At 69.0% G+C, this 25233-nt stretch carries 27 protein-coding genes, 1 tRNA gene and 3 pseudogenes; 14 read left to right on the forward strand and 17 right to left on the reverse strand.

The window, feature by feature from the left end; genetic code table 11:
• Positions 1-62: 62 nt before the first annotated feature.
• Positions 63-1349, forward strand: a complete 1287-nt coding sequence (gene boxA, locus BMG07_RS29235) for a benzoyl-CoA 2,3-epoxidase subunit BoxA (protein WP_198087477.1) — start codon at positions 63-65, stop codon at positions 1347-1349.
• Between the two features lie 10 nt (positions 1350-1359).
• Positions 1360-1803, forward strand: a complete 444-nt coding sequence (locus BMG07_RS29240) for a MaoC family dehydratase (RefSeq protein ID WP_198087478.1) — start codon at positions 1360-1362, stop codon at positions 1801-1803.
• A 72-nt stretch (positions 1804-1875) separates the two neighbouring features.
• On the opposite strand, the gene BMG07_RS43050 is transcribed toward BMG07_RS29240, so the two are convergent.
• Both BMG07_RS43050 and BMG07_RS29245 read right to left on the reverse strand, forming a co-directional pair.
• Entirely contained in the window at positions 1876-2016 is a 141-nt protein-coding gene (locus tag BMG07_RS43050; protein WP_269759525.1) for a hypothetical protein, read from the reverse strand.
• The gene (locus BMG07_RS29245; RefSeq protein ID WP_269759526.1) at positions 2013-2333 is read right to left on the reverse strand and encodes a hypothetical protein; all 321 of its coding nucleotides are present in this window, start codon (positions 2331-2333) and stop codon (positions 2013-2015) included. The genes BMG07_RS43050 and BMG07_RS29245 overlap by 4 nt, the downstream gene beginning before the upstream one ends.
• Before the next feature lie 244 nt (positions 2334-2577).
• On the opposite strand from BMG07_RS29245, the gene BMG07_RS29250 reads away from it, so the two are divergent.
• The 3 genes from BMG07_RS29250 (at position 2578) to BMG07_RS29260 (ending at position 4082) form a co-directional block, all read left to right on the forward strand.
• The gene (locus BMG07_RS29250; protein WP_198087479.1) at positions 2578-3039 is read left to right on the forward strand and encodes an Rrf2 family transcriptional regulator; all 462 of its coding nucleotides are present in this window, start codon (positions 2578-2580) and stop codon (positions 3037-3039) included.
• Positions 3029-3940, forward strand: coding sequence for an NAD(P)/FAD-dependent oxidoreductase (locus BMG07_RS29255; RefSeq protein WP_198087480.1), 912 nt, complete (start codon positions 3029-3031; stop codon positions 3938-3940). The genes BMG07_RS29250 and BMG07_RS29255 overlap by 11 nt, the downstream gene beginning before the upstream one ends.
• Before the next feature lie 66 nt (positions 3941-4006).
• Positions 4007-4082 (forward strand) — tRNA-Gly (locus BMG07_RS29260).
• 88 nt (positions 4083-4170) lie between these two features.
• Here BMG07_RS29260 and BMG07_RS29265 read toward each other — a convergent pair.
• From BMG07_RS29265 to BMG07_RS29305, 9 genes are all read right to left on the reverse strand, one after another.
• A complete protein-coding gene (locus BMG07_RS29265) occupies positions 4171-5211 on the reverse strand; it encodes an RNA ligase (ATP) (protein ID WP_198087481.1) in 1041 nt (346 codons plus the stop codon).
• Positions 5212-5322: 111 nt separating this feature from the next.
• On the reverse strand, positions 5323-5466 hold the full coding sequence (locus BMG07_RS29270) for a hypothetical protein (protein ID WP_198087482.1): 144 nt from the start codon (positions 5464-5466) through the stop codon (positions 5323-5325).
• A gap of 66 nt (positions 5467-5532) precedes the next feature.
• Positions 5533-6858, reverse strand: coding sequence for a fumarylacetoacetase (gene fahA, locus BMG07_RS29275; RefSeq protein WP_198087483.1), 1326 nt, complete (start codon positions 6856-6858; stop codon positions 5533-5535).
• A 10-nt stretch (positions 6859-6868) separates the two neighbouring features.
• The gene (locus BMG07_RS29280; protein ID WP_198087484.1) at positions 6869-7675 is read right to left on the reverse strand and encodes a cyclase family protein; all 807 of its coding nucleotides are present in this window, start codon (positions 7673-7675) and stop codon (positions 6869-6871) included.
• A gap of 45 nt (positions 7676-7720) precedes the next feature.
• On the reverse strand, positions 7721-8503 hold the full coding sequence (locus BMG07_RS29285; protein ID WP_198087485.1) for an ABC transporter permease: 783 nt from the start codon (positions 8501-8503) through the stop codon (positions 7721-7723).
• Positions 8500-9270 carry an ABC transporter permease gene (locus BMG07_RS29290; protein ID WP_198087486.1) on the reverse strand — a complete coding sequence of 257 codons (771 nt, stop codon included), beginning with the start codon at positions 9268-9270 and terminating at the stop codon, positions 8500-8502. The genes BMG07_RS29285 and BMG07_RS29290 overlap by 4 nt, the downstream gene beginning before the upstream one ends.
• Positions 9263-10042, reverse strand: a complete 780-nt coding sequence (locus BMG07_RS29295) for an ABC transporter ATP-binding protein (RefSeq protein WP_269759527.1) — start codon at positions 10040-10042, stop codon at positions 9263-9265. Before BMG07_RS29295 ends, BMG07_RS29290 begins: the two co-directional genes overlap by 8 nt.
• 80 nt (positions 10043-10122) lie before the next feature.
• Positions 10123-11064 carry an ABC transporter substrate-binding protein gene (locus BMG07_RS29300; RefSeq protein ID WP_198087498.1) on the reverse strand — a complete coding sequence of 314 codons (942 nt, stop codon included), beginning with the start codon at positions 11062-11064 and terminating at the stop codon, positions 10123-10125.
• A complete protein-coding gene (locus BMG07_RS29305) occupies positions 10952-11830 on the reverse strand; it encodes a TetR/AcrR family transcriptional regulator (protein ID WP_198087488.1) in 879 nt (292 codons plus the stop codon). Before BMG07_RS29305 ends, BMG07_RS29300 begins: the two co-directional genes overlap by 113 nt.
• A 100-nt stretch (positions 11831-11930) precedes the next feature.
• Here BMG07_RS29305 and BMG07_RS29310 point away from each other — a divergent pair, with 100 nt between their 5' ends.
• Both BMG07_RS29310 and BMG07_RS29315 read left to right on the forward strand, forming a co-directional pair.
• Positions 11931-13934 (forward strand): acetoacetate--CoA ligase, encoded by a 2004-nt coding sequence (locus BMG07_RS29310; protein ID WP_198087489.1) that lies wholly within the window; start codon positions 11931-11933, stop codon positions 13932-13934.
• Between the two features lie 7 nt (positions 13935-13941).
• Complete coding sequence (locus BMG07_RS29315) at positions 13942-14391, forward strand: YbaY family lipoprotein (protein WP_198087490.1); 450 nt, start codon at positions 13942-13944, stop codon at positions 14389-14391.
• Between the two features lie 7 nt (positions 14392-14398).
• Here BMG07_RS29315 and BMG07_RS29320 read toward each other — a convergent pair whose 3' ends face one another.
• The 3 genes from BMG07_RS29320 to BMG07_RS29330 form a co-directional block, all read right to left on the reverse strand.
• Complete coding sequence (locus BMG07_RS29320; protein ID WP_198087491.1) at positions 14399-16333, reverse strand: adenylate/guanylate cyclase domain-containing protein; 1935 nt, start codon at positions 16331-16333, stop codon at positions 14399-14401.
• Positions 16334-16514: 181 nt separating this feature from the next.
• A complete protein-coding gene (locus tag BMG07_RS29325; protein WP_198087492.1) occupies positions 16515-17150 on the reverse strand; it encodes a TetR/AcrR family transcriptional regulator in 636 nt (211 codons plus the stop codon).
• Between the two features lie 87 nt (positions 17151-17237).
• The gene (locus BMG07_RS29330; protein ID WP_198087499.1) at positions 17238-17903 is read right to left on the reverse strand and encodes a 2OG-Fe(II) oxygenase; all 666 of its coding nucleotides are present in this window, start codon (positions 17901-17903) and stop codon (positions 17238-17240) included.
• 148 nt (positions 17904-18051) lie between these two features.
• Between BMG07_RS29330 and BMG07_RS29335 the strand changes: the two genes are divergently transcribed.
• From BMG07_RS29335 to BMG07_RS29345, 3 genes are read left to right on the forward strand one after another with little or no spacing between them, the layout of a single operon-like run.
• The gene (locus BMG07_RS29335) at positions 18052-18399 is read left to right on the forward strand and encodes a hypothetical protein (RefSeq protein ID WP_269759528.1); all 348 of its coding nucleotides are present in this window, start codon (positions 18052-18054) and stop codon (positions 18397-18399) included.
• Complete coding sequence (locus BMG07_RS29340; protein WP_198087493.1) at positions 18396-19226, forward strand: zeta toxin family protein; 831 nt, start codon at positions 18396-18398, stop codon at positions 19224-19226. Before BMG07_RS29335 ends, BMG07_RS29340 begins: the two co-directional genes overlap by 4 nt.
• A gap of 17 nt (positions 19227-19243) precedes the next feature.
• The gene (locus tag BMG07_RS29345; RefSeq protein WP_198087494.1) at positions 19244-19861 is read left to right on the forward strand and encodes a GFA family protein; all 618 of its coding nucleotides are present in this window, start codon (positions 19244-19246) and stop codon (positions 19859-19861) included.
• Positions 19862-20018: 157 nt separating this feature from the next.
• Here BMG07_RS29345 and BMG07_RS43055 read toward each other — a convergent pair.
• From BMG07_RS43055 to BMG07_RS29355, 3 genes and pseudogenes are all read right to left on the reverse strand, one after another.
• Positions 20019-20252: pseudogene (locus tag BMG07_RS43055) on the reverse strand (GyrI-like domain-containing protein); the annotation flags it as partial.
• Positions 20249-20701 (reverse strand): helix-turn-helix domain-containing protein, encoded by a 453-nt coding sequence (locus BMG07_RS43060; protein ID WP_269759529.1) that lies wholly within the window; start codon positions 20699-20701, stop codon positions 20249-20251. The gene BMG07_RS43060 and the pseudogene BMG07_RS43055, both read right to left, overlap by 4 nt.
• Positions 20702-20707: 6 nt before the next feature.
• On the reverse strand, positions 20708-21613 hold the full coding sequence (locus tag BMG07_RS29355; protein WP_198087495.1) for a LysR substrate-binding domain-containing protein: 906 nt from the start codon (positions 21611-21613) through the stop codon (positions 20708-20710).
• Positions 21614-21801: 188 nt separating this feature from the next.
• On the opposite strand from BMG07_RS29355, the pseudogene BMG07_RS29360 reads away from it, so the two are divergent.
• From BMG07_RS29360 to BMG07_RS29375, 4 genes and pseudogenes are all read left to right on the forward strand, one after another.
• Positions 21802-23000 (forward strand): annotated as a pseudogene (locus tag BMG07_RS29360) (acyl-CoA dehydrogenase).
• A 115-nt stretch (positions 23001-23115) separates the two neighbouring features.
• On the forward strand, positions 23116-24360 hold the full coding sequence (locus BMG07_RS29365; protein WP_198087496.1) for a CaiB/BaiF CoA-transferase family protein: 1245 nt from the start codon (positions 23116-23118) through the stop codon (positions 24358-24360).
• A 24-nt stretch (positions 24361-24384) separates the two neighbouring features.
• A complete protein-coding gene (locus BMG07_RS29370) occupies positions 24385-24813 on the forward strand; it encodes a VOC family protein (protein WP_198087497.1) in 429 nt (142 codons plus the stop codon).
• Between the two features lie 211 nt (positions 24814-25024).
• Positions 25025-25233 (forward strand): annotated as a pseudogene (locus BMG07_RS29375) (helicase SNF2); the annotation flags it as partial.

Genomic DNA, 25233 nt, shown 5'->3' on the forward strand with positions numbered 1-25233 from the left:
GACAAGCGCCGCCGGCCCCCACCCAACCCTCCCCCGGAAGGGGAGGGCTCTAGGAGAACAACATGGACATGGCCGTTGAAGCCGGGGTCATCAAGCAGCACCTGATCGACCCCGAGATCTGCATCCGCTGCAACACCTGCGAGGCCATCTGCCCCGTGAACGCGATCACGCACGACGACAACAATTACGTCGTGCGCGCGGACACCTGCAACGGCTGCATGGCCTGCATCTCGCCGTGCCCGACGGGCTCGATCGACAACTGGCGCACCATGCCCGTGGTGCGCGCGTATTCGATCGAGGAGCAGTTCACCTGGGAATCGCTGCCCGAGGAACTCTCGACCGAAGAACTCGAAGCGGCGGGCGTTTCGGCCGACGCCGCCGGCGACCCCGCCGCCGCATTGCCCGCGCAGACGCAAGCCCAGGCCGCCGTCGAATCGGTCGAGCCGGCCTTCAACTCCGCGCAGTACGGCGCGAGCGTGCCGCCGTGGTCGGCCGCGCATGCGTACACCAACCTCTTTCCGCCGAAGACGCCCACCACCGCCACCGTGGTCGGCAACTTCAACTGCACCGAAGCCGGCTTCGACAGCGAGACGCATCACATCGTGCTCGACTTCGGGGTGGTGCCGTTCCCGGTGCTCGAAGGCCAGTCGATTGGCATCGTGCCGCCGGGCGTCGACGCCATCGGCAAGCGCCACCATGCGCGCCAGTACTCGGTGGCCAGCCCGCGCAACGGCGAGCGGCCCGGCTACAACAACGTGTCGCTCACGGTGAAGCGCGTGACCGAAGACCACGAGGGCGACCCCGTGCGCGGCGTGTGCTCCAACTACGTGTGCGACCTGAAGGTGGGCGACACGGTGCAGGTGGTCGGGCCTTTCGGTTCGTCGTTCCTGATGCCGAACCACCCCAAGTCGCACATCGTGATGATCTGCACCGGCACCGGCAGCGCACCGATGCGCGCCATGACCGAGTGGCGTCGCCGCCTGCGCAAGAGCGGCAAGTTCGAGGGCGGCAAGCTCATGCTGTTCTTCGGCGCGCGCACGCAGCAGGAGCTGCCGTACTTTGGCCCGCTGCAGTCGCTGCCCAAGGACTTCATCGACATCAACCTCGCGTTCTCGCGCACGCCGGGGCAACCCAAGCGCTACGTGCAGGACATGATGCGCGAGCGCGCCGCCGACCTGGCCGCGCTCCTGAAGGACGGCAGCAGCCACTTCTACGTGTGCGGCCTCAAGAGCATGGAAGAGGGCGTGGTGCTGGCACTGCGCGACGTGGCGAAGGACGCGGGGCTCGACTGGGACACCGTCGGCGCCGCCTTGAAGCGCGAAGGCCGGCTGCACCTGGAAACGTACTAAGCTGCGGCGGATGCAGTTCGCCGACTTCCATGCGGGCCAGGTCATAGAGGCCGGCCCCTACGTGCTCACCGAAGCCGAACTGGTGCAGTTCGCGCGGGCCTACGACCCGCAGTGGTTTCACACCGACGCGCAAGCCGCCGCCGAAAGCCCGTTCGGCGGACTGATCGCCAGCGGCTGGCACACCTGCTCGATCGCCATGCGGCTGGTGGTCGATGCGGTGCTGGCGGGTTCCGAGTCGTTCGCATCGCCGGGGCTCGAGCATGTGCGCTGGCCCAACCCCGTGCGGCCCGGCGATGCGTTGCGGCTGGTGGCCGACGTGATCGAGGCGCGCCGGTCCGAGAAGCGGCCCACGCTGGGCATCCTGCGCTGGCGTTGGCGGCTGTTCAACCAGCGCGAACTGCTGGTGCTCGATGTGGAAGTCACGAGTTTGTTCAAGCTCAAGCCCATCGACTGAGGCGTTTGCCCGGCGAACAAAAAGGCCTGCCGCGCATCGAGCGCAGCGGGCCTTTCTGTTGTGGGGCCGGGCTTACTTCTGCACGTCGACAGCGCCCGAACCCTGGGCCTTGCCGTTGGCCTTCACGCCCGCGGCCGGCGCCTTCACCGCGCCGCCCGCCGAGCCGACGGCACCGGTCGCGCCATGCAGCGTGCCGCCCACGGTGTTGGTCACGCCACCCACCGCATTCGTGGCCCCGCCGACAGCGCCCGTCGCGCCGCCCAGCACGCCGCCGACGGCATTGCCCGCCGATCCGGCCGCGCCGCTGGCCGTGCCGCTGCCGTTGGCCTGAGCCCCGGCACTCGTGCCGGCATTCGCGCCGGTGGTTGCCCCGCGGTGCCGCGTGTGCCACCACCCGACGATGCGTTCACGTCGGCATTGACCCCGACGCCGACCCCGACGCCTTGCGCTTGGGCGGCTCCGCCGATGGCCAGCAGGCCCGCGAGCAGGGCGCCGATGAAGATGCGGTTGTGTTGCAGTTGTTGCTTCATGTGTGACTGTTCCTTTCGTAGCATGGTCACGATTCAAGGACCGACCGGGGTTCGATCGATCCGGGTGCAACCATGGCCGGGCCGCGATCTGTCGCCATGTGCGCCACTGTCGCCCGCACGTGTGGGACTCGGCTGTCGGCGGAATCGGGGCCTCGAACGTTGGGCCGGCGCACCCGGTTCGAGCGTCGGCACGCAAAAGGCCTCACGCATTGCCATGTCAATCACATGCAACTAATAATGTTGCATGAAAAGAGACAGCAAGCTTTCCGGCGTTCTCCACGTGCTGCTGCACATGGCCGAGATGGACGGCCCCATCACCTCCGAGTTGCTCGCGGTCGCGATGCACACCAACCCGGTCGTCATCCGCCGCCTCATGGCGGGCCTGCGGCAGGCGGGGTTCGTGAGTTCGGCCAAGGGCCATGGCGGCGGCTGGGTGTTGTCGTGCTCGCTGTCGGCGGTCACGCTGGGCGACATCCACAACGCCGTGGGCGCGCCCGCGCTGCTGGCCATGGGCAACCGCACCGAAAGCCCGGGCTGCGTCGTCGAGCAGGCGGTGAACGCCGCGCTCGACGGCGTGTGCGACGAGGCCGAGGCGCTGCTGCTCAAGCGTTTCAACAGCATCACGCTGGCCGATCTTTCCAGGGACTTTCACCGCCGCATGACGGGCGGCGGCTTCACCTCAAAGGACATTGAACATGCGACATGACGCTCTGATCGTGGGCGGCAGTTTTGCCGGCCTCTCCGCTGCGATGCAGTTGGCCCGCGCACGCAGGACCGTGTGCGTGGTCGACACGGGCGCGCCGCGCAACCGTTTTGCCGCCGCGTCGCACGGCTTCTTCGGGCAGGACGGCACGCCGCCGCTGAAGATGGTGGCCGACGCGCGCGAGAAGCTGCTCGCGTACCCTAGCGTGAAGTTCGTCAACGCCGGCGTGGTGGAGGCGCAAGCCGACGGCACCGACGGCGAAGAGGGCTTCACCGTGTCGCTGGACAACGGCGAGCAACTGTCGAGCCGCAAGCTGCTGCTGTCCTTCGGCGTGCAGGACGGCCTGCCCGACATCCGCGGCATCGGCGAGCGCTGGGGCAAGAGCGTGCTGCACTGTCCCTACTGCCACGGCTACGAGTTCGGCGACCGCAAGCTGGGCCTGCTGTTCCACAGCGGGGGGCCGCCGGACCATGCGCTGCTGATCGCCGAGTGGGGCCCGACCACGCTCTTCCTCAACGACGTCCAGGGCCCCGATGCCGAAGTGCGCGCCAGGCTGCGCGCGCGCGGCGTGACCATCGAGCCGGGGCGCATCGCCGGGCTCAAGGGGGAGGGCACGGCCCTGGCCGGCGTGCGCATGGACGACGGCAGGCTGGTGCCGGTCGACGCGATGTTCGTCGCGCCGCACACGCGGCCGGCCAGTCCGCTGGCCGAGCAGCTCGGCTGCGCGTTCGACGACGGCCCGCTCGGCCGCGTGCTGCGCGTCGACGCCATGAAGATGTCGACGGTGCCCGGCGTCTACGCGGCGGGCGACCTTGCAATGGCGTTCTCCAACGCCACGCTGGCGTCGGCGGACGGGTTGATGGCGGGCGTGTCGATGCACCGGTCCTTGGTGTTCGGCACGTGATGAAATAACTTTTTTCTCGGATTCGGGAAAAAGGGCAAAAAGTCACTCTATAATCTGAGGCTCGACGCGGGAGTAGCTCAGTTGGTAGAGCGCAACCTTGCCAAGGTTGAGGTCGAGAGTTCGAGACTCTTCTCCCGCTCCAACATTGCCGAAAAGGGCCACCCATCTGGGTGGCCCTTTTTCGTTGCGGCAAGCCTTTCGTCGGCTTGCCTTCTTTCTCTCTTTCCTGCTCAACGGTCCGCGTGCTTCAGCAGGTAGCTGTTCGAGATCGCCTTGAACGACAGCTCGCCGTCCAGCCGCTTGAACACCACGCCTTCGCGCGAGGTCCCGGGGTTCAGCGACGGCCCTTCGGCATACGCCAGCACCTCGGCGGTCGATCCGCCGAAGCGCTCGAGCGTGCTCACCTCCAGCAGCGGCACGGTGTTCACCGTTGCACCCAGCACGCGCAGCACGTCGACGACGGCATTGCGTTCTTCCATGCCGCAGTAGCCGCCCCGGTCGATGTCGAACACATCGAACACGTGGAACGCCTGGCCGCTCAGCTTCTCCGGGTTGCCCTGGATGCCCTCGCCGACGATCTCGCCCTGCAGCGCCAGGTTGCGGCCCAGCGTGGCCAGCGCCTCGAGCAGGCGGTCTTGCCGCGCCACGCGCCACAGGCTGTTGCCGGCGGTCTCGCGCAGCTGCCAGTTGCGTCCGCACACACCGAGCGCGCCCGCGTGGTGGAACACGGTCACGCTCGATCCGTCGAGCTTGACCGTGACCTCGAAGGCGTGCCCCTCGCTGGCCGTGAACACATCGGGCAGGTTCTGGACGCGTTCCTGCTCGGTCTTGCTGATGAACGACGGAAACGCGCCCTCCACCTCGCCCGACAGGCACGCGGGAACCACCGGCTCCCACTTGCCGACGCCGAACAGCTCCGCCCAGTCGCGCTGGCGCAGCGCGGGGTCGGCCAGCGCGAGCGCGTCGATTTCGGCGAACTGCGACAGCGGCAGGACGAGCCCTTGCGAGATCTGCCCGCGCAGCTTCAGCGTGCGAAGCCGCACGCCGCGCTGTTCGTTCCACGTGATGGCCGACTTCTCCAGGAAAGCGAAGCGCGGGTCGTCGAGCGGCAGGAAGGCGTCGATCTCGAAGAACACGCCGCGGTCGCCCACGGCGAACTCGCCTTTCCTGGTGACGACGGTCCAGCCTTCGACGATGGCGCATTCGATCGCGTCGGCCCCGGGGATGGGACGGACGGCGTCGACGGTGCGGACGGTGACAAGTTTGCGCATGGTTTTTTTCTCCCTGTGGTTGTGGAATCGATGGTGACGCAAAAAGAAAAGAGGCCCGGAACCATTCGGTGTCCGGGCCTCTTCGTAAAGAGTGCTGAAGAGAGGTGCGCGCTATGCGCCGCCTCCGCCCGGAGCGATGTGTTCGCCTGTTTGCTGCTGCCGCGGGTTCGTGGCATGGCCGATGCCGTGCGCGAACGCGCCACCCGTTGCCGGGCAGGCGATGCGGATGGTGGCAATGGCCAGTGCGGTGTTCACGATGAAGCTTCCGGAGCAGGTGTTCGTTTCGAAGGAGGCGGACTGTAAAGAGTATTTACGCGACCGTCAACCGCGCGCCGGCAATACCGTGCCGCGGCTCTCGCCGAAGCCGATGCGCGCATGCCCCGGTTTCTCGCACCAGCCGCGCAGCAGCACCGCGTCGCCGTCTTCGAGAAAGCCGCGCTGCTCGCCGTTGGCCAGCGTCACCGGGCTTTGCGCCGCGCGCGTCAGCTCGATGATCGCGCCGGCCTCGCCCGCGCCCGGCCCCGAGATCGTGCCGCTGCCGAACAGGTCGCCCGGGTTCAGGCTGCAGCCGCCCATCGTGTGGTGCGTCACCATCTGTGCCACGCTCCAGTACTGGTGCCTGAAGCTGGTGCTCGACAGGCGCGACGGCCCCGTCTTGTCGCTGCGCGCCTTCTCGCTCTCGAGCCAGACCTCGAGCCGGATGTCGAGCGCGCCGTTTTCGCGGTTGGCTGCGTTCTCCAGGTAGGCCAGCGGTTGCGGCTCGTTCGCCGGCCGCGTCCACGCTTGCCGGTAGGGCGCGAGCGCTTCCATCGTCACGATCCACGGCGAGATCGTGGTCGCGAAATTCTTGGCCAGGAACGGCCCGAGCGGCGCCATCTCCCAGAACTGGATGTCGCGCGCCGACCAGTCGTTGAGCAGGCAGATGCCGAAGATGTGTTCCTCCGCGCGCTCGAGCGGAATCGGCTCGCCCTGCGCATTGCCCGTGCCGATCCACACGCCCAGCTCCAGCTCGTAGTCGAGCCGCGCGCAGGCGTGGAAGGTGGGCGCCTTCGCGCCCGGCGCCATCGACTGGCCCATCGGCCGGTGGAAGCGCTGGCCGCTCACGCCGATGGTCGACACGCGGCCGTGGTACGCCGTCGGAATCCAGCGGAAGTTGGGCGTCACGTCGCCGTCGGGGTTCATCAGGCGGCTGATGTTCAGCGCGTGGTCGATCGAGGTGTAGAAGTCGGTGTAGTCGCCGATGCGCGCGGGCACGGTGTATTCGGCTTCGGCCTGCGGCACGAGGCATTCGCGCACGGCCTGCACCGTGGCGGCGGGCGCGCCGTGCTTCAGCAGGTCGAAGAGCGCGTGGCGCAGCGCCTGCCAGGCGGCGCCGCCGAGCGCGAAGAAATCGTTGAGCGCGGGCAGGGCGGCCACGCGTGCCGCGTCGAGCGCGAGCCCTTCGAGCGGTTGGCGCGAGACCAGCGCCGCGAGGTCCAGCACCTGGTCGCCGATGGCGACGCCGCCGCGAAACGCCTCGGCGCTGCCCGCGCGGCGGAACACCGCGTGCGGCAGGTTCTGGATCGGAAAGTCGCTGCCCGCCGCGTTGGCCGCTTCGAGCCAACTGCGCGCGTGGCTGTCGTGCGTGTGATTCAGTGCGATGCGCATGAACGGGCCCTCACACCGAAGCCATCAGCGCGTCGTCGAAGATCGCGACCGCGCGCGTCCAGCCCGCCGATGCGCCGCGGATCTTGTGCGGGAAGCAGCTGATGAAAAAGCCGGTGGGCGGCAGCGCCTCCAGGTTGTGCAGCTTCTCGATGTGGCAGTAGCCGATGTCGCGCCCGGCCTTGTGGCCTTCCCAGATGAGGGACGCGTCTTTCGTCTCTTCGTACTTCTTGGCGGTGTGCACGAAGGGCGCGTCCCAGCTCCACGCGTCGGTGCCCGTCAGGCGCACGCCGCGCTCCAGCAGGTACATCGTGGCTTCGTAGCCCATGCCCGCGCCCGACGACACGTAGTCGGGGTGGCCGTAGCGCGAACCGGCGCGCGTGTTGACCACCACGATCTCCAGCGGGCTCAGCGTGTGGCCGATGCGCGCGAGCTCGGCCTCGACGTCTGCGGCCGTCACCACGTAGCCGTCGGCGAAGTGGCGAAAGTCCAGCTTCACGCCCGGCTGGAAGCACCACTCGAGCGGCACGTCGTGGATGGCGATGGCGGGCTTCTTCTCGCCCAGCGCCTTGTCCATGGTCGAGTGGAAGTGGTAGGGCGCATCCAGGTGCGTGCCGTTGTGCGTCGACAGCTGCACCAGCTCCACGGCCCAGCCTTCGCCGTCGGGCAGGTCTTCTTTCTTCAGGCCGGGGAAGAAGGGCTCGATCTGCTCGTAGGTGTGCTCGTGCGTGAAGTACTGGATCTTCGGCGCGAAGGCCGGCGGGTCGGACACCACGTCGTTCTCCAGGAAGATCGACAGGTCGACGAATTTACGGGGCATGGTGAGAAAGCTCCTTGTGGGGTGTTGTGTGGGGAGACGAAGGAATCAGGGGTGCTGCCAGCGCAGCAGGCGCTGCTCGGCAAAGGCCAGCAGCGCATTGCTCACGAAGCCGATGAGGCCCAGCAGCACGATGCCGGCGAACAGGTCGCTGGCGCGAAAGGCGCGCGCGGCCAGCAGGATGGCCTGGCCCAGCCCGGTTTGCGAGGCGATCATTTCGCCCACCACCGCGACGATCAGCGCAATGGTCAGCGCAAGGCGCATGCCGGCCAGGATGTCGGGCATGGCGTTCGGCAGGCCCATCTTCCAGATGTACGCCGCGCGCGACATCCCCAGGCAGCGTGCCACTTCCGCCAGGCGCGGCTCCACGGCCGCGAAGCCGTGCACCGTGGCCAGCAGCACCGGCCACATCGCGCCGAACGCCACCACGAACAGCACCATGCCGGGGTTCAGCCCGAAGATCGAAATGGCCAACGGCAGCAGCGCCGAGGCGGGCAGGGGGCGAATGAATTCGAGCGTCGGCTGCACCCACGCGCGCACCGCCGGCGACACGCCGATGGCCGCGCCCAGCAACACGCCGAACAGCGAGGCCAGCAGCCAGCCTTCGATCATCCGGCCCACCGTGGCCTGCGTGAAGCCGAGCAGTTCGCCGCTGCCGTTGTCGCTGCCCGAGAGGTTGAGCCCTTCGAGCAGGCTGGCGAACGTAGCCTGCGGCGTCGGCAAAAACACGCGGCTGACCCAGCCCGCGTTGCTCGCCACCCACCACAGCGCGACCAGCGCCAGCAGCACGCCGACCGAGCCGAGCCGGTTCATGTGCGACCGCGCGTTCATGGCTGCACCCCCATGCGCCGCGCTACCACGCGCTGCAGCAGCACCATGCCCGCGTTGACCGCGAAGCCGACGATGCCGATCCAGCCCAGCCACGCGAGCATCAGCGCGGGGTCCAGGCTCTGCTGCGCGATCATCATCGCGTAGCCCATGCCGTTGGGGTTGGCCGCGATCTCCACCGTCACGGCCACCACCAGCGCCACCGCCACGCCCAGGCGCAGCGCGACGAACAGGCGCGGCACGATGGCCGGCAGCACGATCTTGAAGGCCCGCTCGCGCGCCGACAGCCCGAGCACGCGGCTCACCTCGAGCAACCGGGGCTCGACCTGCTGCACCGCCGACTGCACCAGCACCAGCAGCGGCCAGAAAGTGGCGAAGGCGACGATGGCCAGCTCCATGCGCACGCCGAAACCAAAGCCCAGCATCGCGAGCGGAATCAGCGCAACCGACGGCACGGGGCGCAGCACCTCGATGGACACCGAGCCCAGTTGCGCCGCGCGCCGCGAGAGCCCGAGCACCACGCCGAACGCGATGCCGAGCACCGCGCCCAGCAACAGGCCGAGCGCCGCCGTGCCCAAGGTGAAGCCGGTGGCCTGCCAGAGCGAGCCGTCCATCGCCGCACCCACGAAAGCCCTGGCGGCGGCGCTGGGCGGCGCCAGCGAGTCGCTGCCCAGCGCGGACGCGCGCCGCGCGTACCACTCGAAGGCGCCGATCAGCACGAGGGGCAGCACCCACGGCCGCGCCCGAAGAAGGAGCCGGTTCTCAGTCATGGCCCTGCTCGATGAAAGCGAACAGCTCACGCCGCAACCGCAGGTAGTCCGGATGCTCCTTGGTCGAGAGCTGGTCGCGCGGGCGCGGGATCTTCACGTCGATCATCCGCGCAAGGCTCGGCCGACCCGGTCCGGGGTTGGCCTGCAGCGCGATCACGCGGTCGCCGAGGTAGATGGCTTCTTCGAGGTCGTGCGTGACGAACAGCACCGTGAGCCCGTCGTCGCGCACCAGCCGCGCCAGCTCGTCCTGCAGGCTCTGCCGCGTGAGCGCGTCGAGCGCGCCGAAGGGCTCGTCCATCATCATCAGCTCGGGCTTCTGCGCAAGGCAGCGCGCAATCTGCGCGCGCTGCTGCATGCCGCCCGACAGCTGCACCGGAAACTTGTGTGCGTGCCTCGCGAGCCCGACCTTGCCGAGCACGTCGGCAATGCGCGGCGCGCGTTCGGCAGCGGGCACGCCGGCGGCTTCGAGCGCCAGGCTCACGTTGCCTTCCACCGTGCGCCATGGCAGCAGCGCGCGGCCGTAGTCCTGGAACACGAAGGCCACTTCGCGCGAGGGCTCGGTCATCTTCACGCCGTTGCGCCGCACCTCGCCCGCGCTGGCCGTGACGAGGCCGCTGGCCGCGCGCAGCAGCGTGGTCTTGCCGCAGCCGCTCGGGCCGACGATGCAGACGAACTCGCCGCGCGCCACGTCGAACGAAGTGGGCGACAGGATCTCGCGGCCGCCCAGGCGGATGGTCACGCCGTCGAAGCGCAGGAAAGGGGTGGCTTGCATCGGGGGGCTGGCTGGCGAATGGAAGGCGCTGGCCGCCAGGGCGGCGCGCGCGGTGACGTGGGCGGGGGCGGGGGCGGAGATCACTTGGCCACCAGCTTCGCCACGTCGATGTTCGTCTTGAGCATGTCCTGCTCCTTCATGAGCCCGGTCCAGTAGGCGAGCTGCTTCTCGGTGACGATCGGGCCGGGCGGCGAGATCTGCACCTTGGCCAGCACGTCGGGCGGCAGCTTGATGTACTTGCCGATGGCCGCGCGCACCCTGGCGTCGTTCTTCGGCTGCTGCATGAACGCGGCCGCCTCGACCAGCGCCTCGCGAAAGGCGCGCGCCGCCGCCGGGTTCTTCGCCACCCACTCGCGCTTGGCCGCGTGCACGATGGTCTGGTTGTTCTCGGGCAAAAAGGTCGAGTAATAAGAGGCCACGTAGCCCGCGCCGCTTTCGGTGATGCGACTCATGAACGGGTCGGCCGACACCACCGCGTCGACCGAGCCGCCGCGCAGCAGGTCGGCATGCTGCGGGAACGCGGCCTCCACGAAGTTGACCTTGCGGTAGTCCACGCCGCTGTCCTTCAGCCACGCGCGGAAGGTCACGTGCAGGAAGGCGCCCAGGCCCGGCACGCCGATCTTCTTGCCCACGCAGTCCTGCGCGCTCTTGATGCCCGCGCCCGCGCGCGCCACCAGGCCGAAGCCGGTGAAGGTCTTCGCCGTGACCCCGCCGCCGGCCACCAGCACCAGGTCGAGCCCGCCGTCCACCGCCTGCAGGAACACCGAGGGCGTGGGCCCGCCGATCTGCAGCGAGTCGGACTGCAGCGCCGCCGGAATGGTCGAGTTCAGCGGAATGAACTTGAGCTCCACGTCGAGGTTGCGCTTCTTGAAGCAGCCCTCTTCGGCGGCCACGAACACCGAGGCGAAATCAGTCACGGCCGTGTAGCCGAACACGATCTTCGGGTTGCTCTGCGCGAACGCGGGCAGGGCGGCGCCGGCCGATGCCGCGGCCAGCGCCGACAGCAAGGTGCGCCGTTTCATCGTCGGGGTCTTTGTCATGTCTTCTGTCTCCGGGGGTGTTTTTCGTGGGTGGGGTCCTGGCCGTCTTCGGGCGCGGCAGCGCCGCGCGCAGGCCGCCGACGATGAAGTTCACGAGCACCGGCGCCACGGCCGGGTCGGCGCGCTTGTTCTCGCCGCGCGAGAGCCGCTCGATGCGCGTGTCGTTCAGGTGGTGCAGCAGCGCGCCCAGCGCGAACTGGTAGCCCCACGCAACCTGGCCGCGCGTGGCGTGCGGCAGCGCGACGTGCAGGGCGTCGATGTAGGCCTCGGCCAGCGGGTCGAAGTAGCTGCGCATCACGCGGTCGGCTTCTTCGGTCGCGTGGTACAGCTCGCGCGCCACCAGCAGCGCGTAGTACTCGCCTTCGGCGCTCGCGCGCAGCGCCAGCACTGGCGCGGTGAAGGCTTCGATGATGCGCGGCAGCGTGCGCGCGTCGTCGGGGTTGTTGTCGACCGCCGCGAGGCCGGCCAGCCGCTCCTCGATGGTGTGGCCCCAGTGCTCGAAGATCGCGTGGAACAGGTCCTGCTTGGGCCCGTAGTAGTAGCCCACCAGCGCCAGCGGCACGCCGGCTTCCTCGGCGATCTGGCGGATCGTGACCACGTGGTAGCCGTGGCGCGCGAACAGTTTTTCGGCCGCCAGCAGGATGGCGTGCTTGCGGTCGGGGCGAACAGTCTCGGTGGCGACTGCGGCGGCGGCAGGCGCCGCGGCGCGCGAGGCGCCGTGCCTGGCGGTCGGTGTGCGGGTACTCATGGGGGCGTATTGAACAGTTGTACAAAATACTTGTACACGCGTACAAACCCTGAGGTCAACCCGGATTGAGCACGCCATGGCGGGGCGCTACGCTCAAGCCATGTCCGCCCCCAACATTCCCCAGATCCGCCTCTATCAGAACTGGCTGCGCGAGACGCGCGGCCTTGCCTTCGACAGCTACGACGCGATGTGGCGCTGGTCGGTCACCGAGCTGGACGCCTTCTGGCGCAGCATCTGGGACTACGCCGCCATCCAGTCGCCCACGCCGCTCGCCGCCAACGCCGCGGTGCTGGCCGAACGGCGCATGCCCGGCGCGCGCTGGTTCCCCGGTGCCCAGGTCAACTACGCGCGCGAGGTGCTGCGCCACGTCGACGCGGCGCATGCCGCCGGCATGCCCGCCATCGTGAGCGACAACGAACGCGGCGACGTGCGCGAACTGTCGTGGCCCGAAATGCGCCGGCAGGTCGCATCGGTCGCGCTCACGCTCAAGTCGCTGGGCGTGCGGCGCGGCGACCGCGTCGCGGCCTACATGCCCAACGTGCCCGAGACCATGGTCGCGTTTCTGGCGTGCTCCAGCATCGGCGCGATCTGGAGCGTGTGCGCGCCCGACATGGGCACCGCCGCCGTGGCCGACCGCTTCCGCCAGATCGAGCCCAAGGTGCTGATCGCGGTCGACGGCGTGCACTACGGTGGCAAGCCGCTGGACCGCAGCGGCGTGCTGCAGGAGCTGCGCGGCCAGCTGCCCAGCGTGCAGAAGCTGCTGCTGGTGAAGTCGCCGTTCGCCGCCAGCGCGGTGCCGCACGACATCGGCTGGTCGAACGCCATCGGCCGCTACGACGACGAGGTGAACGCCTTCGAGCCCGAATGGCTGCCCTTCGACCATCCGATCTGGATCGTCTACTCCAGCGGCACCACCGGCCTGCCCAAGCCCATCGTGCACGGGCAGGGCGGCATCATCCTCACCATGCACGCATGCGGCCTGCACAACGACGTGGGGCCCAGCTACGGCGCCAACAACCACGGCGAGCGCTACCACTGGTACAGCTCCACGGGCTGGGTCATGTGGAACTCGCAGCTCTCGGGCATGGCCTTCGGCGCCACCATCTGCATCTACGACGGCAACCCGGCGGGCAGCAAGGAAAAGCCCGACTGGAGCGTGCTGTGGCGCTTCGTCGCGCGGCACAAAGTGACGTTCTTCGGCGCGGGCGCGGCCTACTTCACCAACTGCATGAAAGCCGGCCTCGTGGCCAGGGACTGCGGCGACCTGTCGCGCGTGCGCGCGCTCGGCAGCACCGGCTCGCCGCTGCCCGAAGAAGTGCAGCGCTGGGGCTCGCGGCAGATTCTCGACGCGGGCTCCAAGGATGTGTGGTGGTGCAACATCTCGGGCGGCACCGACTTCTGCGGCGCCTTCGTCGGCGGCAACCGCGACCTGCCCGAAGTGCCGGGCCAGATGCAGTGCCGCGAGCTCGGCCACGCGGTCGAGGCCTGGAACGACAGCGGCCAGCCCGTCATCGGCGAGGTGGGCGAGCTGGTGTGCACGCAACCCATTCCGTCGATGCCGCTGTACTTCTGGGGCGACGAGGGCAACGCGCGCTACCTGTCGAGCTACTTCGACACCTACCCCGGCGTGTGGCGCCACGGCGACTGGATCAGGATCGGCACCGACGGCGGCTGCATCATCTACGGTCGCAGCGACGCCACCATCAACCGCCAGGGCCTGCGCATGGGCACCAGCGAGATCTACAGCGCGGTCGAGGGCCTGCCCGAGGTGCTCGACTCGATGGTGGTCGACCTCGAATACCTGGGCCGCGACAGCTACATGCCGCTGTTCGTGGTGCTGCGCCCCGGCGTGGCGCTGGACGACGCCATGCGCGCGCGCATCCACAACGCCATCAAGACCTCGCTGTCGCCGCGCTTCGTGCCCAACGACATCTTCCAGGTGGCCGAGATTCCGCGCACGCTCTCGGGCAAGAAGCAGGAGCTGCCGATCAAGAAGCTGCTGCTGGGCCAGCCCATCGAGAAGGTCGTCAACCGCGAGGCGATGGCAAACCCCGGCAGCCTCGAGTGGTATGTGGCCTTTGCCGCGGAGCGTGCCTCCGCATAATGGGCGCATGAAAAGACGTACCAGCCTCCTCATCCTTTCCGCCGTGGCAGGCGCTTCTTTGCTGAGTGCCTGCGCGGCGCCCTCGTCGCCGTCCACGCCCGCCACCGGTGCCTCGTCGCTGCGCGTGAGCGGCACCGTGGCCTACCGCGAGCGCATCGCGCTCGATCCCGCGGCCGAAGTCGTGGTGCAGTTGCTCGACGTGTCGCGCATGGACGCGCCCTCGACCGTGCTGGCCGAGCAGCGCTTCAAGGCCGACGGCAAGCAGCCGCCCTTCGCCTACGAACTGAAGGTGGACGCCGCCCGCATCGACCCGCGCATGCGCTATGCCGTGTCGGCGCGCATCTCGCGCGGCGAGCAGCTGCTGTTCATCAACGACACGCAGTACTCGGTGCTCACGCAGGGCAACGGCAACAGCGCCAACCTGGTGCTGGTGCGCGTCACCCAGTCTCCGCGCTGAAAAGCCTTCAGGACGTCATCAGCTCGTAGAGCACCATGCGCGTCTGCCGGCCGCGCAGCTCCACGAGTTCTTCGATGCGCCGCGTGTGCAGCCGGCCGCGCAGGCCGGCGAAGGTCACCTGCGACATCAGCACCTGCGTGCCCAGCTGCTTGTTGATGCCCTCGATGCGGCTGGCCACGTTGATGACATCGCCGAACGCGGTGTAAGACAGCCGGTCGTTCGAGCCCAGCACCCCCGCGATCACCACGCCCGTATGAAGGCCCACGCGCGTGCGGAACTCGGGCAGGCCCTGTTCGGCCCACTGGCGGTTGAGCTCGTCCATTTCGATGTGCAGCTCCAGCGCGGCCAGGCAGGCCTTGTACTCCGCGTCGGGCAGGTCGGCGGGCGCGCCCCACAGCACCATGATGCCGTCGCCGATGAACTTGTCGATCACGCCGCCGTGCCGCGCGAACACGCCGGCCGCGAGGTTGAAGTACTGCGTGAGCATGCCCACCAGCACGTCGGTGTCCAGCGACTCCGAGATCGAGGTGAAGCCCTCCACGTCGGTGAACATCACCGTGATGCGGCGCGGCGAGCCGTTGGGCGCGAGCGCATGGCCCTCGGCGATCAGCTGGTTGATCACGTCGACCGGCACGAACTTGCTGAAGGCCTTGAGGCTGCGCGCCGAGTCGTCCAGCGCCTGGTCCAGGTGCTGGATCTCGAGCACGCGGCTCGGCTCGCGCGGCAGGTTGTCCAGCTCCAGCAGGCCGATGCGGCGCGCGATGTGCGAAAGGTTCTCGACCGGCGACGTCACCAGACGCGACAGCTTCAGCGACATGAACAGCGCGATCGCCAGGAAGCCCAGCGCCACCAGGAGGCCCCACAGCACCGCGCGCCGCAGGTCGCCCAGCAGCATGTCTTCGGGCACCCAGCTCACCAGTTGCCAGCCGGTGCTGGGAATGAACGAGGTCTGCACCAGGTAGCCGCGCCCCTCGTAGGCGAAGGAAAAGGCGGTGTCGCTGCCGCTGCCCGCCGTGCCCCCGGCCATCATGTGGTCGTGCAGCGCGCCGAGCACGCCCGTCGGCGCTTCCAGCTTGTGCAGCGCGCCCTGCTGGTCGCTGCGCGCGAGCACGCGGAAGTCGGCGCTGAGCAGGGCGCTGTCGCCGTAGCCGGCGGTGCTGCTGAACTGCCGCACGAACCCCGACAGCCGGCCCAGCGACACGTCGCCCGCCACCACGAGCGACTGCGTGCTGCCCTCGGCATAGCGGCGCTTGCCGGGCAGCGCGTAGGTCACGCCCAGCTCCTGCGCGGCGGCGAACACGTAGGGCGGCGTCCAGATCGGCCCCTGCGCCTTGCAGGCCTGCAGGTACCAGCCGCGCTTGTTCGGGTCGTAGCTGCTGCGGAAGGCCTCGATGCGCTGCGTGGCGTAGCGGTTCTGCGCGTCGGACTCGGCCTCCGGCGGCCGCTTGTAGTGCCAGGTCTCGGTGGTGAAGTCGGGCCCGCGCTCGATGTGCCGCATGGCGGGCGTGGGGTAGCGCAGCGCCATCAGCATCTGGCCGGCATCGTTGGCCACGTAGATGCTGTCGAGCTCCGGCGACTGCGCCAGCAGCGTCCACAGCAGCTCCGATGTTCTTTCGGAGTTGTCGCCCGCCGGCCGCAGGCTGGGGGCGCTGGCCACCGCGTTGACCACCGACTCGGCCTTCTGCAGGAAGGCCAGCACCTTGTCCTGGGTGCGGTCGTGGTTGGCCTTGTGCGCGGAAGTGCCGATGCGCGAGACCAGCCGCTGCGACCCCCAGTAGCCCAGCGACACCAGCAGCAGCGACTGCGCGAGTGCCACCGCGCTGACGATGGTGCCCACATCGACCCTGAAGCGCCGAGGGCGCCGCAACGGCACCGCGGCGGCGGCGGATTCAAAAGGCGGCTTTCCCGCCACACCCGGATTCCCGGACGAGTTCTTGTTCATACAGCTCCCTGACGACCACTCGAGCGCACCCGCGCCACGAGGGGCGCGAGCCGGCAAACGGCGGGCCCACGGCCCCGATCATTGGTGTCGGGGGTCCTGGCGGGTGCCGGATGCGGGGCTGATTTTCACCGGTCTGGGCCCGAATGGCTTCAGTACCGCAAAGAATGGCAGTGAGGGGAAATCAGGATGGCCGGTAGCCCAGGTAACCCAGCGCCGCGCGCTCCACGCGCGCGCGCAGCGGCTTGCCGTTCGGCTCGCCGCGCAGCGCGGCCCCGTCGATCAGCGACTGCACGATGGTCCGCAGGTCGGCGGCCACCTGCCGCAAGTCGCCGGCGACTTCGGCGCGGTGCGCTGAAAGAAAAGCCACCAGGCTCGCCAGCAGGGCGTGCCGGTGCAATTGCAGCGTGGGGCTCATGGGCAGCTCGCGCTCGGCGTAGTCGAGCGCGGCCGCCAACTGCGGGCGCTCGAACTGGTGCGCCAGCGCCACCTCGATCAGCGCGCGGATGCCGCGCGCCAGCGTGGCCGGCCCGAGCCGCGTGATGGCGTCGTCGAAGCGGTCGACCAGCCCGGCCGTCTGCTGCTCGCTGAGCGCCACCAGCAGCGCCGCCTTGTGCGGGTAGTACTGGTAGAGCGAGCCGATGCTGATGCCCGCCACTTCGGCCACCCGGTTGGTGTTGAAGGCCGACAGGCCGCCTTGCTCCAGGACGCGAGCCGCCGCCTCGAGGATGGCGGCGCGCGTGGCGGTGGCGCGGGCCTGTGTCGGCTCGCGCCGGGGGGAAAGGCCGGCACGCGAAGACGGGGGGCGGGATGTGGGCATGGGCGTGAAAAGCAGGCGGGAGGTGAGCAATTGCTCGGAATGATAGAGGCTTCCCGCGCGGTCCGTCTTCCCGAATGAAGAAAGCCGCTAGCCGGCGTCGTGGAAGATGATGCCCAGCGTGTGCCGCCGCCCCGAGCGCAGCCGGCTCACGCCGTGGCGCATCGTCACGCGGTAGCTGCCGCGCGTGCCCGTCACCGGCCGCTGGTTGACCGCGAAGATCACCGCCTCGCCGCGCGCGAGCGACACCACCTCGGCGCGCGACTGCATGCGCGGGCGCTGCTCGGTCAGCACGAACTCGCCGCCCGTGAAGTCCTCGCCCGGCTGGCTCAGCAGCACCGTGAGCTGCAGCGGGAATTGCAGCTCGCCGTACAGGTCCTGGTGCAGGCAGTTGTAGTCGCCTTCCTGGTAGCGCAGCAGCAGCGGGGTGGGGCGCGGCTGGCCGGCCGCGTGGCAGCGCGCGAGGTAGGCCGCGTGGTCCGGCGGGTAGTCGGCCGGCTGGCCCATCGCCGTGGCCCATGCGTTGGCCAGCGGCGCCAGGCGCTCGTACAGCGCGCCGCGCCACGCGGCCAGCTTCTGCGGCAGCGGGTACGCGAAGTACTGGTACTCGCCCTGGCCGAAGCCGTGGCGCTGCATCACGACGCGGCTGCGGAAGTGGCCGGGCTGGTCGTACATGGCCGAGAGCGCGGCGCATTCCTTCTCGGTGAAGAGCGGCCCGGTGGTGGCGCAGCCGCGCGTGGCGAGCTCGGTTTCGATGCGGGGCCAGTCGAGGGCCTGGGCGAGGGATGCGGGCGTGTCATGCCGCGAGTGTCCGGTTTCGGCCGCTGCGGCGCTCGCCGTTTTCGGACGCGGGTTTTCGCGCGGCGGGTGGCGGCCGTCGTTCGTTTTGAGCGATCATCCGCCCATGGCAAGAGAAAAAACCACCACGCGCGACCACCCGGCAGGGCAGCTGGTGCAAGGCCGGTCGGTCGCCACGCTGGGGCGCGGCATGGCGCTGGTCAAGGTCGGCCGGGCACCGCGCCCGGTCGTGCGCCCCGAGGACAACACGACGGTGCTGCTGAAGAAGGCGGCCCGCGCGCTCGCCAAGCCCGGCATCGACCGGGCCGTGGTCTTTCGCGGGCCCAACGCGGCCAAGATCTTCGCGTACCACGCCTACCCGCAGGACCCGACCAAGGTCGTTCGCGAAGCGGCCGACGGCACCAAGGTGATCGGCCGCCTGGTCGACGGCAGGTTCCGCGCGAGCAAGGCGTGAGCCTTCGTCCGCCGAAGCTCGAAAAGCTCCTCGAGCAGACGCGCGGCCCGCGCCCGGTGGCGTTCGTGCTGGCGGGCCACAACGGCTCCGGCAAGTCGACCCTCTGGTACTCGCGCCTGGCGGGCTCCCTGCAGATGCCGCTGGTCAACGCCGACCGCATGATGATGTCGATCCTGCCCGACGCCGACCCCCGCACCGGGCACATTCCCCCGTGGGCCCAGCGCCTGCGCGACGACGACCAGAAGTGGCAGGTGCTGTCCCAGGAAGGCGTGCGCGCCTTCAAGAGCCTGGTGATGGACCAGCGCATGCCGTTCGCCTTCGAAACCGTGTTCTCCCACTGGAAGCCGCTGCCCGGCGGCGGCCACGAATCGAAGGCCGACGACATCCGCGCGATGCAGGACGCGGGCTATTTCGTGGTGCTGCTCTTCGTCGGGCTGATCTCGGTCGACATGTCCGTGTTTCGCGTGAGCACGCGCAAGCAGCAGGGCGGCCACGACGTGGACCGCAAGAAGCTGGTCGAACGGTTTCCGCGCACGCAGGCGGCGGTCGGGCATGCGGCGCAGATCGCCAACATGACGCTCATGTTCGACAACAGCCGCTCCGAAAAGGACGCCTTCGCGCTGGTGCGTGCGCAGGCGAAGAAGTCGGTTCTTTTCGACGCGCGCGACCCCCAGTTCAAGGTCGATCCGCAGCTGCTGGCCGTGTGCGATCCGTGGCTGGAGAAAGTGACGGGGCCGTTCAAGCCGCCCCGCGTTTCACAGCCGAAGAAGACGGCACCACCGCCACCCCCACAGTCACCCCCCACAGTCACCCCAAAAGGGCCTTAGTACCCCATGAGCACCCCATGAGCACCTCGAATCCTTCCCCCGACCCCGCCAGCGACTGGCAACTCCCCTGGAGCGGCGGCTGCCGCTGCGGCCAGGTGCGCCTGCGCATCAGCGCGCCGCCGCTGCTGTCGATGGCCTGCCACTGCACCGGCTGCCAGACCATGAGCGCGAGCGCCTTCTCGCTCTCGCTCGCCATTCCCTCGACTGGCTTCGAGGTGGTGTCGGGCGAGCCCGTCGTCGGCGGGCTGCACGGCGAAGAATCGCACCACTACTTCTGCCCGCACTGCAAGAGCTGGATGTTCACGCGCACCGAAGGCCTCGACTATTTCGTGAACCTGCGGCCGTCGATGCTCGACGAGCACGCCTGGGTCGCGCCCTTCGTCGAGACCTGGACCGACGAGAAGCTGCCCTGGGCCGCCACGTCGGCGAAGCACAGCTTCGGCGCCTTGCCCGCGATGGACGCCTTTCCGGCGCTCATCGAAGCCTACGCCCGCGAAGCGCCCGGCCCGCGACGAAGGCCTGACCAGGCCCTGTCAGCCGGCCGCCGGGCGCTTCTTCAAAGCGGCGCGATCGGAATGCAGATGTCGCATTCGAAGGCGCCGGTCTTCTCGTCGAAGGCGCCGCACGCCGGGTAGTATTCGAACGCGAGCCGGTTGTCGAACTGGAAGCCGCTGGCCGGCAGCCAGTCGCGCAACAGGCGCGTCCAGGCGCCGTTGATTTCCGCCGGCAGGCGTGGAACTTCATCGCGGCATAGCGTCCGCCGGGCAGCACCGTCTTCAGGAAGCCGCCGTCGGGCACGAAGTCTTCGGGCACTTCCACGCAGGCGTCGTAGCGCGACTGCTCGGGCGCGGTGATGCTCGGGTCGTCGTGGCTGATGCCATAGCGCGGATGCGACCACAGGTTGTGCGCGGTGATCCACGGCGCCACCTGCGTGTTCCAGAAGGCCCCCACCGGCGCGCCGAACGGGCCGGTGTAGCGCAGGTAGGCAACGGTGACGGGCGGGCGGGTGATGAGTTCGACGTTCATGGGCGTGGTCTCCAGAAGCGCGGCGTCGCGCGATGAAGGCCCATTCTTCGTGAAGCCGTGCAATGCGATCTGATCAGGATTGCGCTTTTCGTCGACCGGCTCCCAGCGGTGCGCCTTGCGCCACGCGGTCGGCGAACTGCCGAAGTGCGCGCTGACGCCCGCGAGAACGCCTCGCCCGAGCCGAAGCCCACCGACAGCGCCGCGTTCAGCACCGACACGCGCGGCTGCGTCGCCAGCCGCAGCGCCGCGACCTCGATGCGCCGGTGCCGCACGTAGTCGCCCAGCGTCTGGCCGGCCCACGCCGCGAACAGCCGGTGAAAGTGGAACGCCGAGAAATGCGCCACGTCGGCCAGCGCCGCGAGGTCGAGCGCTTCGTCCAGGTGGTCGTCGATGTGCGTCAGCACCTTGTGCATGCGCCATTCGTACTCGGCCCGGTGGTCGCGCGGCATGCGTGCTCAGCCTTGCCGCGCCTGCCCCAGCAGCCAGTCGCTGAAGAACTTCAGCAGCGGCCGCTGGTCGGCCCGCTCGGGCGTCACCAGGTAGTAATTGCGCTCGCCCGACAAGGGCCGCGCGCACGCGACCACCAGCTCGCCGCGCGCGAGTTCGTCGGCCACCAGCATCGTCGGCATCAGCGCCACGCCCAGCCCGTGCGAGGCTGCGGCGGCCAGTATCGAGAACAGCTCGTAGCGCGGCCCGCCGCGTGCGTTGGGCGCATCGATCTGCTGCGCGTCGAACCACTGGCGCCAGCCGTCGGGCCGCGTGCTCTGCTGCAGCAGCGGCATCCTGGCGATGGCGGCCGGGGTCACGGGCTTGCCGCCGCGCGGCAGCAGGGCGGGGCTGCACACCGGCACCACGTCCTCGTGCATCAGCAGCAGCGCGCGCGTGCCGGCCCAGTTCTCGACCTGCGCGGGCGTGCCGGCGTACAGCGCGGCGTCGAACTCCGCATCGGCGAAAAGAAAGGGGCGGGTGCGCGTCTCGATGTGCACCACCACGTCGGGCTGCAGCGCCGCGAAGCTCTTCAGGCGCGGCATCAGCCAGCGGGTGGCGAAGGTGGGCACGGCCGCCAGCGACAGCGAGCCGCCTTCGCCCTGGTGGGCCATGGCGTCGAGCGTGTCGCGCTCCATGGCCTCGAGCCGCTTGGCGGTCTGCCGCGCATAGGCCGCGCCGCTGGCCGTGAGCGCCACGCCGTGCCGCGTGCGGCGAAACAGCGCCACGCCCAGGAAGGCCTCGAGCGTGCCGATCTGGCGCGACACCGCGCTCTGCGTCAGGGCCAGCTCCTGCGCGGCGCGCGTGTAGCTCTCGTGGCGCGCGGCGGCGTCGAAGCACACCAGGGTCTGCAGGGGCGGGATCTTGCGGCGCATGTATGCCTGAAAAGTAGGAATGGGGCGCGGCGCCCGTCAATGAAGACGCCGCACAAACATCTTGCAAGACATTCTACAAACGCATATCTGGGTGAGGAATCCTCGTTTGCGTCATGGCCTGCGCGTGGCTAGGATCGACCGATTCCCGTCTTTCTTCTTTTTCCTTCCCCTTTTCCGGAGACAGCCACATGGCCGCCAAAGCGCAATTCCACTGGGACGACCCCCTTCTTCTCGACCAGCAACTGACCGACGAAGAACGCATGATCCGCGACGCGGCCAATGCCTACTGCCAGGAGCGCCTGGCGCCCCGCGTCATCGAGGGCTTCCGCACCGGCGAGACCGACCCCGCCATCTTCCGTGAAATGGGCGCGCTCGGCCTGCTCGGCCCGACCATCCCCGAACAGTACGGCGGCCCCGGCCTGAACTACGTGGCCTACGGCCTGATCGCCCGCGAAGTCGAGCGCGTCGACTCGGGCTACCGCTCGATGGCCAGCGTGCAGAGCTCGCTGGTGATGGTGCCGATCTTCGAATTCGGCACCGAAGGCCAGAAGCAGAAGTTCCTGCCCAAGCTCGCCACCGGCGAATGGATCGGCTGCTTCGGCCTGACCGAACCCGACCACGGCTCCGACCCCGGCAGCATGGCCACGCGCGCCAAGAAGGTGCCGGGCGGCTACTCGCTCAGCGGCTCGAAGATGTGGATCAGCAACTCGCCCATCGCCGACGTGTTCGTGGTGTGGGCCAAGGAAGTCAGCGAAAGCGGCACCGTGGGCCCGATCCGCGGCTTCGTGCTCGAAAAGGGCATGAAGGGCCTGAGCGCCCCCGCCATCCACGGCAAGGTCGGCCTGCGCGCCAGCATCACCGGCGAAATCGTGATGGACGGCGTGTTCTGCCCCGAAGAAAACGCCTTCCCCGAAGTGCAGGGCCTCAAGGGCCCGTTCACCTGCCTGAACAGCGCCCGCTACGGCATCTCGTGGGGTGCCCTGGGTGCCGCCGAAGACTGCTGGCACCGCGCCCGCCAGTACACGCTGGACCGCAAGCAGTTCGGCCGCCCCTGGCCGCCAACCAGCTGATCCAGAAGAAGCTGGCCGACATGCAGACCGAGATCACGCTGGGCCTGCAAGGCAGCCTGCGCCTGGGCCGCATGAAGGACGAAGGCATTGCCGCGGTCGAGATCACCTCGATCATGAAGCGCAACAACTGCGGCAAGTCGCTGGACATCGCCCGCATGGCGCGCGACATGATGGGCGGCAACGGCATCAGCGACGAGTTCGGCGTGGCCCGCCACCTGGTGAACCTCGAAGTGGTCAACACCTACGAAGGCACGCACGACATCCACGCCCTCATCCTGGGCCGCGCCATCACCGGCATTGCAGCGTTTTCGAACTAACCCCCAGTCTTACTCACTTCGTGTAGACGCCAACCCCCTTTCAGGGGGCGACGCCAGCGGCCCGGCAAAGCCGGTTCCGCGGCCTCCCTCGCACTGCAAGACAACACCGACGTAGATGACGATGAACAAACCTGCAGCGGCCCTGGACGGCATCAAGGTCCTGGATCTGTCCCGCGTGCTCGCGGGCCCGTGGTGCACGCAGATCCTGGCGGACCTGGGCGCCGATGTCGTCAAGATCGAACGCCCCGGCGTCGGCGACGACACGCGCACCTGGGGCCCGCCCTTCATCAAGGACGCGAACGGCAACGACTCCGACCAGGCCAGCTACTTCACGTCCTGCAACCGCAACAAGCGCTCGGTCACGGTCGACATGGCCACGCCCGAGGGGCAGGCGTTGCTGCTGCAGATGGCGGCGCAGGCCGACATCGTGGTGGAGAACTTCAAGACCGGCGGGCTGAAGCAATACGGCCTCGACCAGGAAAGCCTGCGCGCGGCCAACCCGCGCCTCATCTACTGCAGCGTGACCGGCTTCGGCCACGACGGCCCGTACGCCGAGCGCGCGGGTTACGACCTGATGATCCAGGCCATGACCGGCATGATGAGCATCACCGGCCGCCCCGACGACGTGCCCGGCGGCGGCCCGCTGCGCGTGGGCGTGGCGCTGACCGACCTGTTCACGGGCGTGTACGCCAGCACCGCCATCCTCGCGGCGCTGCAGGTGCGCGACCGCACCGGCGAAGGCCAGCACATCGACATGGCGCTGCTCGACGTGGGCATGGCCATCCTCGCGAACCAGGCCAGCGCCTTTCTCAACACCGGCGAAGCGCCCAAGCGCCAGGGCAACACGCACCCGAGCCTGGCGCCGTACCAGGACTTTCCGACGCAGGACGGTTCGATGCTGCTGGCCATCGGCAACAACGGCCAGTTCGCGCGCTTCTGCGAAGCCGCCGGCCACCCCGAGTGGGCGAGCGACGCGCGCTTTGCCACCAACACGCTGCGCGTGAAGCACCGGCTCGTGCTGATCCCGATGATGGAAGCGCTCACGCGCACCCGCACCACGGCCGCGTGGGTCACGCTGCTCGAAGACAAGGCCGTGCCCTGCGGCCCGATCAACGACATCGCGCAGGCCTTCGACGACGCGCAGGTGCAGGCGCGCGGCCTGAAGGTCACGCTGCCGCGCGATGCGGGCGACGGCATCGCCAGCATCACCGGCGTGGCGAGCCCGCTGCGCCTGTCGGCCACGCCGCCCGTGCTGCGGCATGCGCCGCCGGCGCTGGGCCAGCACACGCGCGAAGTGCTGGCCGAAATGGGCATCGACGACGCCCGCTTCGACGCCCTGCGCTCGGCCGGCGTGGTCTGAACCCGCGCCACTGAAGAGGCCGCCATGACCAGCCCGATGCGCCCACCGTTCTCGGTGTTGCGCATCGACCATGTCGTGCTGCGCGTGAAGGACATGGAGCGCGCCGTCGCGTTCTACTGCGACGTGCTCGGCTGCAGCGTCGAGAAGCGGCGCGATGACCTGGGGCTCGTGCACCTGCGCGCCGGCGCGAGCCTGATCGACCTCGTCACGCCCGACGGCCCGCTCGGCCGGCAGGGCGGGGCGCTGCCCGGCACCGAGGGCCGCAACCTCGACCACCTGTGCCTGCGCATCGAGCCCTTCGACGAAGCGGGCATCCGCGCGCTGATGGCCGCGCACGGCGTGGCCCTCGACGGCGACGTGCAGCACAACTTCGGCGCCGAGGGCAACGGCCCGTCGATCTACTTGCGCGACCCCGACGGCAACACCGTCGAACTCAAGGGTCCCGCGGCCTAGCCGCCGTCCTCATCTTTTCCTTCGGATTTGTACGCCACTGTGTCTGGCAGGCGCGGTGAACACACGCGCATGCAAATCCGCGGGTGGCTCGACACATCGCGGATACAGCCCGTCGATGTAATTCATGCATCGCCACCGAAGCACATCACAGAGGAGGCGATGGTGCCGAAAGCACCTTCCATCTCTTCTTTTTTTCTTGAAAGACACCGCCATGAAAACCACCCGACTCCTGATCGCCGCCGCCGCGCTCGGCGCCTTCGCCATCGGCGCCAGCGCCGAGGACTACCAGGGCGCGCTGCAATTCCATTCGAGCCAGAGCCGCGCCGCCGTGCGCGCCGAGCGTCGTGGCCGCGCACAGCGCCGACCTGTATGCCGAAGCGCCTCGGCCGGCGTGCCCGTCGCCGCGGTGGCCGGCCTGGG

This window comes from Variovorax sp. E3 (assembly GCF_016082275.1).
GTDB lineage: Bacteria > Pseudomonadota > Gammaproteobacteria > Burkholderiales > Burkholderiaceae_C > Variovorax.

Bases quoted from the DNA above. Each gene is read 5' to 3' on its own strand.
- BMG07_RS29345 (WP_198087494.1), top strand. From the start codon at position 19,244: ATGAGCACCTCGAATCCTTCCCCCGACCCCGCCAGCGACTGGCAACTC.
- BMG07_RS29320 (WP_198087491.1), bottom strand. From the start codon at position 16,333: ATGAACAAGAACTCGTCCGGGAATCCGGGTGTGGCGGGAAAGCCGCCT.
- BMG07_RS29310 (WP_198087489.1), top strand. From the start codon at position 11,931: ATGTCCGCCCCCAACATTCCCCAGATCCGCCTCTATCAGAACTGGCTG.
- BMG07_RS29370 (WP_198087497.1), top strand. From the start codon at position 24,385: ATGACCAGCCCGATGCGCCCACCGTTCTCGGTGTTGCGCATCGACCAT.
- BMG07_RS29245 (WP_269759526.1), bottom strand. From the start codon at position 2,333: ATGAAGCAACAACTGCAACACAACCGCATCTTCATCGGCGCCCTGCTC.
- BMG07_RS29255 (WP_198087480.1), top strand. From the start codon at position 3,029: ATGCGACATGACGCTCTGATCGTGGGCGGCAGTTTTGCCGGCCTCTCC.
- BMG07_RS29365 (WP_198087496.1), top strand. From the start codon at position 23,116: ATGACGATGAACAAACCTGCAGCGGCCCTGGACGGCATCAAGGTCCTG.
- BMG07_RS29280 (WP_198087484.1), bottom strand. From the start codon at position 7,675: ATGCCCCGTAAATTCGTCGACCTGTCGATCTTCCTGGAGAACGACGTG.
- BMG07_RS29240 (WP_198087478.1), top strand. From the start codon at position 1,360: ATGCAGTTCGCCGACTTCCATGCGGGCCAGGTCATAGAGGCCGGCCCC.
- BMG07_RS29335 (WP_269759528.1), top strand. From the start codon at position 18,052: ATGGCAAGAGAAAAAACCACCACGCGCGACCACCCGGCAGGGCAGCTG.
- BMG07_RS29325 (WP_198087492.1), bottom strand. From the start codon at position 17,150: ATGCCCACATCCCGCCCCCCGTCTTCGCGTGCCGGCCTTTCCCCCCGG.
- BMG07_RS29285 (WP_198087485.1), bottom strand. From the start codon at position 8,503: ATGAACGCGCGGTCGCACATGAACCGGCTCGGCTCGGTCGGCGTGCTG.
- BMG07_RS29290 (WP_198087486.1), bottom strand. From the start codon at position 9,270: ATGACTGAGAACCGGCTCCTTCTTCGGGCGCGGCCGTGGGTGCTGCCC.
- BMG07_RS29295 (WP_269759527.1), bottom strand. From the start codon at position 10,042: ATGCAAGCCACCCCTTTCCTGCGCTTCGACGGCGTGACCATCCGCCTG.
- BMG07_RS29250 (WP_198087479.1), top strand. From the start codon at position 2,578: ATGAAAAGAGACAGCAAGCTTTCCGGCGTTCTCCACGTGCTGCTGCAC.
- fahA (WP_198087483.1), bottom strand. From the start codon at position 6,858: ATGCGCATCGCACTGAATCACACGCACGACAGCCACGCGCGCAGTTGG.
- BMG07_RS29355 (WP_198087495.1), bottom strand. From the start codon at position 21,613: ATGCGCCGCAAGATCCCGCCCCTGCAGACCCTGGTGTGCTTCGACGCC.
- BMG07_RS29265 (WP_198087481.1), bottom strand. From the start codon at position 5,211: ATGCGCAAACTTGTCACCGTCCGCACCGTCGACGCCGTCCGTCCCATC.
- BMG07_RS29315 (WP_198087490.1), top strand. From the start codon at position 13,942: ATGAAAAGACGTACCAGCCTCCTCATCCTTTCCGCCGTGGCAGGCGCT.
- boxA (WP_198087477.1), top strand. From the start codon at position 63: ATGGACATGGCCGTTGAAGCCGGGGTCATCAAGCAGCACCTGATCGAC.
- BMG07_RS29300 (WP_198087498.1), bottom strand. From the start codon at position 11,064: ATGAAACGGCGCACCTTGCTGTCGGCGCTGGCCGCGGCATCGGCCGGC.
- BMG07_RS29305 (WP_198087488.1), bottom strand. From the start codon at position 11,830: ATGAGTACCCGCACACCGACCGCCAGGCACGGCGCCTCGCGCGCCGCG.
- BMG07_RS43060 (WP_269759529.1), bottom strand. From the start codon at position 20,701: ATGCCGCGCGACCACCGGGCCGAGTACGAATGGCGCATGCACAAGGTG.